The organism is Stenotrophomonas sp. 05L44_2, assembly GCF_056665995.1.
The window spans coordinates 1-7,212 of the sequence record NZ_JBFTNR010000137.1; the positions used below are offsets into that span (position 1 = coordinate 1).

Consider the following 7,212-nt stretch of genomic DNA (forward strand, 5'->3'; position numbering starts at 1 on the left):
GTACCTATCCTGATGGAAAGGTGCCGGCAGGGTGCCGGCACCGACCGCATCAACCCAGCAGGTGGGCGACGCCGGCGCGCTCTTCTTCCAGCTCGGCCAGGGTCTTGTCGATGTACTTCTGGCTGAAGTCGTCGACCGGCAGATCCTTGACCAGGGTGTACTCGCCGTTCTCGGTGGTGACCGCGAAGCCGAAGATCACGCCTTCCGGAATGCCGTAGGAACCGTCGGACGGCACGCCCATSGTGACCCACTTGCCGTTGCTGCCCAGSACCCAGTCACGSACGTGGTCGATSGCKGCGTTGGCSGCCGAAGCKGCCGAGGACGAGCCGCGGGCTTCGATGATCGCCGCGCCGCGCTTGCCGACGGTCGGGATGAAGGTGTTGGCATTCCACTCCTGGTCGTTGATCGCATCGGCGATCGACGCACCATCGGCGGTGGCGAAACGGTAGTCCGGGTACATGGTCGGGCTGTGGTTACCCCACACCACCAGCTTCTCCATGCCGGCGACCGGCTTGCCGAGCTTGGTCGACAGCTGGCTCAGCGCACGGTTGTGGTCCAGGCGCAGCATGGCGGTGAAGTTGCGCGGGTTCAGGTCCGGCGCCGACTTCATGGCGATGTAGGCGTTGGTGTTGGCSGGGTTGCCGACSACCAGSACCTTCACGTCACGCTTGGCGACCTTGTTCAGTGCGGCGCCCTGGGCGGTGAAGATCTTCGCGTTTTCCAGCAGCAGATCCTTGCGCTCCATGCCCGGACCGCGCGGACGTGCGCCGACCAGCAGGGCGATGTCGGCGTCCTTGAAGGCGACTTCAGCGTCGTCGGTACCGACCATGCCGGCCAGCAGCGGGAACGCGCAGTCTTCCAGCTCCATCATCACGCCCTTCAGGGCGGCCTGGGCCTTGTCGACCGGCAGCTCCAGCAGCTGCAGGATGACCGGCTGGTCCTTGCCCAGCATTTCACCGGAGGCGATACGGAACAGCAGGGCGTAGCCGATCTGGCCGGCGGCGCCGGTCACGGCAACACGAACAGGTGCTTTCATGGGGATTTCCTCTGCTAAGAAGCTAAGTAGCGTTGTGGGAGATGGCCGCGCGGGCGGGGACAGGCCTGGCGGGGCGGCCGCAACATGGAAACGGCCCCCTCTGCAGGGGGCCGTCCGGGTATTGGATCAGGCGGCGAGGATCTTGTTCCACTCACCCACGCGCTCTGCCTGGGCGGCGAGCASRGCGTCGGTGTCGCCTTCCAGGGTGATCGAATGGATCACGTCGCCCTGCTTGACCGAATCRACGATCGCCTGGCCTTCCAGSACCTKGCCGAACACSGTGTGCTTGCCGTCCAGCCAATCGGTCTTGATGTGGGTGATGAAGAACTGGCTGCCRTTGGTGYYCGGGCCGGCGTTGGCCATCGACAGCGAGCCGATCTGGTGCTTCACACCATTCTTCTCGTCTTCGAACTTGTAGCCCGGGCCGCCGGTGCCACGACCCTGCGGGCAGCCGCCCTGGATCATGAAATCGGGGATCACGCGGTGGAAGATCAGGCCGTCATAGAAGCCGCGCTTGACCAGGTTCACGAAGTTGGCGACCGTCAGCGGCGCCTTGTCGGCGAACAGCTCGACCTTGATCGGGCCCTGGGTGGTGTCGAAAGTGGCGATGAGGGACATGCAGATCCTTGGGATGCGGGGTGTGTAATCAGCCCCATAAGGATACACCTCCCCCGTGGCATGGGCGGCTTCGACCATGTGCGCAGACAGGGTCTTCAGCCTGCGGACGGGCAGCGCCGGGGGGCAGGCTGAATGGGGGCCTCAGCGGTCCTGAAATCCAGGTTTTCGCCAATCGTCAAGTTCGACGTATAATGTTGGACTTCTTTTTCCAAATCCGGCGCCGACTGGCCCCCTTTCGTATGTCCATCGAAAACCTTCGCAACATCGCCATCGTCGCTCACGTCGACCATGGCAAGACCACCCTGGTCGACCAGCTGCTGAAGCAGTCCGGCACCCTGTCCGAGCGTACCGTCCTCGCCGAGCGCGTGATGGACAGCAACGACCAGGAAAAGGAACGCGGCATCACCATCCTGGCCAAGAACACCGCCATCACCTGGGAAGACAAGAAGACCGGTATCAAGAACCGGATCAACATCGTCGACACCCCSGGACACGCSGACTTCGGCGGYGARGTCGARCGCGTGCTGTCSATGGTCGACACCGTGCTGATCCTGGTCGACGCGATGGACGGCCCGATGCCGCAGACCCGCTTCGTCACCCAGAAGGCCTTCGCGATGGGCTTCAAGCCGATCGTCGTGGTCAACAAGGTCGACCGTCCGGGCTCGCGTCCGGAGTGGGTGATCGACCAGGTCTTCGACCTGTTCGACAAGCTCGGCGCCACCAATGAGCAGCTGGACTTCCCGATCGTCTACGCCTCGGCCCTGAACGGCTACGCCGGCCTGGAAGACACCGTGCGCGACGGCGACATGACCCCGCTGTACGAAGCGATCATGCAGCACGCGCCGAAGCCGGAAGTGGACCCGGAAGGTCCGTTCCAGATGCGCATCAGCCAGCTGGACTACAACAACTTCGTGGGCGTGATCGGCATCGGCCGCATCCAGCGCGGCACCCTGAAGAAGAACATGCAGGTCGCGGTGATCGACCGTGAAGGCAAGAAGCGCAACGGCAAGGTTGCCCAGGTGCTGGGCTTCCTGGGCCTGGAGCGCATCGAGCAGGACACCGCCGAAGCCGGTGACATCGTCGCCATCTCCGGTATTCCGGAGCTGACCATCTCCGACACCCTGTGCCACCCGGAAACCCCGGAAGCCCTGCCGGCACTGACCGTCGACGAGCCGACCATCTCGATGACCTTCCAGGTCAACAACTCGCCGTTCGCCGGCAACAAGGACCTGTCCGGTGGCAAGTTCCTGACCAGCCGCCAGATCAAGGACCGCCTGGACCGCGAGCAGGTCCACAACGTGGCCCTGAAGGTCGAACAGCTGGAAGACGCCGACAAGTTCCTGGTCTCCGGCCGTGGCGAACTGCACCTGTCGGTGCTGATCGAGAACATGCGTCGTGAAGGCTACGAGCTGGCCGTGTCGCGCCCGGAAGTGATCATCAAGCAGATCGACGGCCAGGCCATGGAGCCGATCGAGCAGCTGGTGGTGGACATCGAAGAAGTCCACCAGGGCGGCGTGATGGAAAAGCTGGGCACCCGCAAGGGCCAGCTGAAGAACATGGAATCGGACGGCAAGGGCCGTGTCCGCCTGGAATACCWGATCCCGGCCCGTGGCCTGATCGGYTTCCAGAACGAGTTCAAGACCCTCACCCAGGGCTCGGGCCTGCTGTTCCACGTGTTCGACCATTACGGTCCGAAGGAACAGGGCGCCATCGCCAAGCGCATCAACGGTGTGATGATCGCCAATGCGCCGGGCACCACCCCCGCGTACTCGCTGGGCCCGCTGCAGGAACGCGGCAAGCTGTTCGCTGCTGAAGGCGACAACGTGTATGAAGGTCAGCTGGTCGGCATCCACTCCAAGGACAACGACCTGACCGTCAACGCGATCAAGACCAAGCCGCTGACCAACATGCGCGCTTCGGGCAAGGACGATGCGATCCAGCTGACCCCGGCGATCAAGTACTCGCTGGAACAGGCCCTGGACTTCATCGAAGACGACGAGCTGGTCGAGATCACCCCGAAGGAGATCCGTCTGCGCAAGAAGTTCCTGACCGAAAGCGACCGCAAGAAGAACTCGCGCGGCGGCTGATCCAGCGAACCGTGAGCCAGAACGGCTACAACCCGGATCCACACCGGCATCCGGGCCTCCATGTCATCGCCTTGCTCGAAGCGAGCAAGGCGATGCTGGCGTTGTTGGCGGCCACCGGGCTGGAAATCCTCGGCCCGCAGCCGCTTCGCGACGGCGTCAATGCCCTGATCCGGCGTTTCAGCCTGGACCCGGATCACGGCACCCTGCCCTCGCTGTTGAATGCAATCAGTCCCGACGCGGTGCACCTGGCTGCGGCGGCGATGATCGGCTACGGCCTGCTGCACCTGGTCGAGGCCTGGGGCCTCTGGAAAGCCAAGGCATGGGCTTCCTGGCTGGGCTGCCTGACCGCCTCCATCTATCTGCCCTTCGACATCTACGCGATCGTCCGCCATCCCGGCTGGGCCTCGTGGACGGTGCTGGCGATCAACCTGATCGTCGTCTACGTGCTGGCGCGCGACCTGCGCAAGCGCCGTCGCTGAGCAGCCGCTACACTGGGGATCGGAGCCGTCGAAGCTGCCCCATGCGCCTGTCCTTGCCGCCCCTCCTGTCCTTCCTGATCACCGCGTTGCCTGCGGGGCTCGCTGCTGGCTGCAGCCCGGCCGCGTCCACCGCGCATGCCGGTGAACCCGGCAACAGTTCTATGCCTTTCCCCTACGCCGAGACCGAAGTCTCCGACCTGCAGGCGCGGATGGTCGCCGGTGAGCTCGACAGCGTCACCCTGACCGGCGCCTACCTCAAGCGCATCGCCGCCCTGGACCGCACCGGGCCACGCCTGCGCGCGGTGATCGAACTCAACCCCGATGCCCTCAAGGAAGCCGCACAGCGCGACCAGGAGCGCCGTGCCGGCCGCCTGCGCGGCCCCCTGCATGGCATCCCGATCCTGCTGAAGGACAACATCAACGCCGCACCGATGGCCACCAGTGCCGGCTCGCTGGCCCTGCAGGGCTTCCGCCCTGGCGATGCCTACCTAGTCCGCCGCCTGCGCGAAGCGGGCGCAGTGGTGCTGGGCAAGACCAACCTCAGCGAGTGGGCCAACTTCCGCGGCAACGACTCCATCTCCGGCTGGAGCGCGCGCGGCGGCCAGACCCGCAATCCCTACCGCCTCAGTCATTCACCCTGCGGCTCCAGCAGCGGCAGCGCGGTGGCCGTGGCCGCCAACCTGGCCAGCGTGGCCATCGGCACTGAAACCGATGGCAGCATCGTCTGCCCCGCAGCGATCAACGGCGTGGTCGGCCTGAAACCGACCGTCGGCCTGGTCAGCCGCGAAGGCATCATCCCGATCTCCTTCAGCCAGGACACCGCGGGCCCGATGACCCGCAGCGTCGCCGACGCCGCCGCCGTGCTGACCGCCATCGCTGGCCGCGATGACGCCGATCCCGCCACTGCGACCATGCCCGGCCGCGCAGTCTACGACTACACCGCACGGCTGGATCCRCAGGGCCTGCGCGGCAAGCGCATCGGCCTGCTGCAGACACCATTGCTGAAATATCGCGGGATGCCACCGCTGGTTGAACAGGCTGTCGCTGAACTGCGCCGAGCCGGCGCCGTGGTGGTACCGGTGGAATTACCCAACCAGGGCGCCTGGGCCGATGCCGAGCGCATCGTCCTGCTGTACGAATTCAAGGCGGGTCTGGAGCGCTACCTCAACACCTACCAGGCGCCACTGCGCAGCCTGGCCGGGCTGATCGCCTTCAACGAGGCGCACAAAGGCCAGGAACTGGGCCTGTTCGGCCAGGAGCTGCTGCAGGAAGCCCAGGCGACTCCAGGCCTGGGCGATCCCGTCTACATCCGCGCGCGCAGCGATGCGCGGCGACTGGCGGGCCCGGAAGGCATCGACGCCGTGCTGGCATCGCAGAAGCTGGATGCGCTGGTCGCACCGACGACCGGTGTGGCCTGGCCCCTGCGCAGCACCGGCGATGACTTCCCCGGCGAGAGCTACAGCGTCGCCGCCGTCGCCGGCTACCCCAGCCTGAGCGTGCCGATGGGCCAGATCGATGGCCTGCCTGCGGGGCTGTTGTTCATGGGCACGGCCTGGAGCGAGCCGAAGTTGATCGAGATGGCCTACGCGTATGAGCAGCGCACGCGCGCCCGGCGCCCACCGCACTTCGATACCGATACCTTGATCGAATCCGGCGACCCCTGACCCAATGGATGGTAGCGCCGGGCCGTGCCGGCGAGCGCAGCGGCACTCTGCAATCCGCCGGGCATGGCCCGGCGCTACCATTCCGGGCGCGGCTCCGCCGGCGCGATGGCCGCCTCACCATCCTCCGCACCGGGTGAACGCACATCGGCGCTGCCTGCACGCCGCATCCGCGGCATATCCAGCTCATCGTCCCGCTGCAGGCGCGCGCGCACCTGCGGCAACGATTGCGGATGTTCGCGTGCGAGGAAATCCAGCATGCGTTCGCGCACCAGGCAGCGCAGGTCGAATGCATCACCGGAACTGCGCGCGCTGACCAGCAGCCGCACCTGGATCGCGCGCTCGCTGGTCTCGGTCACCTGCGTCACGCACACCCGTCCATCCCACAGCGGCTGGCCCTGGCAGATGCGTTCCAGCTCGGCACGTATCGCCGCGATCGGCGCACGGTAGTCCAGCCACAGAAAGGCCGTACCCAGCAGGTCGGCACTGCGTCGTGTCCAGTTCTGGAACGGGTGCTCGATGAACCAGGTCAACGGCACCACCATCCGCCGCTCATCCCAGATGCGCACCACCACGTAGCTGCTGCCGATCTCTTCGATGCGCCCCCATTCGCCCTCGACGATCACCACATCATCGAGCCGGATCGGCTGGGTCACCGCAATCTGCAGGCCCGCGATCAGATTGCCGAACACCGGTTTGGCGGCGATACCCGCCACCAGGCCGATCAGGCCCGCCGACGCCAACAGTGCGGTGCCGATCTTCTGCACCATCGGGAAGGTCAGCAGCACCAGCGAAGCACCGAGCACGATGATGCCGCCCATCAGCACGCGGCTGAGCACTCGCGTCTGGGTCTGGATGCGGCGCGCTTCAAGGTTGTCCGACACATCGATCGGGTGGCTGCGCAGGATCGCCCGCTCACCCGCCGCAACGCCGCGCACCAGCAACCAGATGAAGCAGGCAGTCAGGGCGATGTGCAGCACGCGCAGCAGTTGATCGAGCGTGTGTTCCGGCAATGGCGTGGTCTGCAGCGCCGGAACCAGCAACAGCACGGGCAGTGCAAGAGCCAGCGGCGGTCCGATCACCCGGCCAATGCGCGCACGGCGCCGGTCACGCCCGCGAAGGCGACGGTACAGGGCCAGTACGGCCCAAGCCCCCAGGCCGCCAACCACCAGGGCGCTGCCGATCGGCCACAGGTACTGCTGCAGCTGTTGCCAGACCACCATGCATCCTCGCTGTAAACACCGAGCTACAGCGTGGCCCATGCACCATGAGCACAATGTCAGTCGTTCGTAAGCAGAATGTAGGCGGGGGTGTTCGGCAGGGCTGCGCCC

The 7,212-nt window shown here is 65.8% G+C and carries 6 protein-coding genes; 3 read left to right on the forward strand and 3 right to left on the reverse strand.

The window, feature by feature from the left end:
* Positions 1-49: 49 nt before the first annotated feature.
* Positions 50-1,036, reverse strand: a complete 987-nt coding sequence (locus AC1VAN_RS06740; RefSeq protein ID WP_025879435.1) for a malate dehydrogenase — start codon at positions 1,034-1,036, stop codon at positions 50-52.
* A 126-nt stretch (positions 1,037-1,162) separates the two neighbouring features.
* A complete protein-coding gene (locus AC1VAN_RS06745) occupies positions 1,163-1,654 on the reverse strand; it encodes a peptidylprolyl isomerase (RefSeq protein ID WP_480985511.1) in 492 nt (163 codons plus the stop codon).
* Between the two features lie 239 nt (positions 1,655-1,893).
* On the opposite strand from AC1VAN_RS06745, the gene typA reads away from it, so the two are divergent.
* The 3 genes from typA to AC1VAN_RS06760 are packed head-to-tail and all read left to right on the forward strand — an operon-like array spanning position 1,894 to position 5,884.
* Complete coding sequence (gene typA, locus AC1VAN_RS06750; protein ID WP_480985512.1) at positions 1,894-3,741, forward strand: translational GTPase TypA; 1,848 nt, start codon at positions 1,894-1,896, stop codon at positions 3,739-3,741.
* Between the two features lie 11 nt (positions 3,742-3,752).
* Complete coding sequence (locus AC1VAN_RS06755; RefSeq protein ID WP_025879438.1) at positions 3,753-4,220, forward strand: DUF2127 domain-containing protein; 468 nt, start codon at positions 3,753-3,755, stop codon at positions 4,218-4,220.
* Positions 4,221-4,261: 41 nt separating this feature from the next.
* Positions 4,262-5,884, forward strand: a complete 1,623-nt coding sequence (locus AC1VAN_RS06760) for an amidase (protein ID WP_032977435.1) — start codon at positions 4,262-4,264, stop codon at positions 5,882-5,884.
* A 74-nt stretch (positions 5,885-5,958) separates the two neighbouring features.
* Here AC1VAN_RS06760 and AC1VAN_RS06765 read toward each other — a convergent pair whose 3' ends face one another.
* Positions 5,959-7,104: a mechanosensitive ion channel family protein gene (locus AC1VAN_RS06765; protein WP_170919619.1), complete on the reverse strand. Its 1,146-nt coding sequence runs from the start codon at positions 7,102-7,104 to the stop codon at positions 5,959-5,961.
* Positions 7,105-7,212: the final 108 nt, after the last annotated feature.

Excerpts from the sequence above, each read along its gene's own strand:
- AC1VAN_RS06765 (WP_170919619.1), bottom strand. The coding sequence starts at position 7,104 with ATGGTGGTCTGGCAACAGCTGCAGCAGTACCTGTGGCCGATCGGCAGC.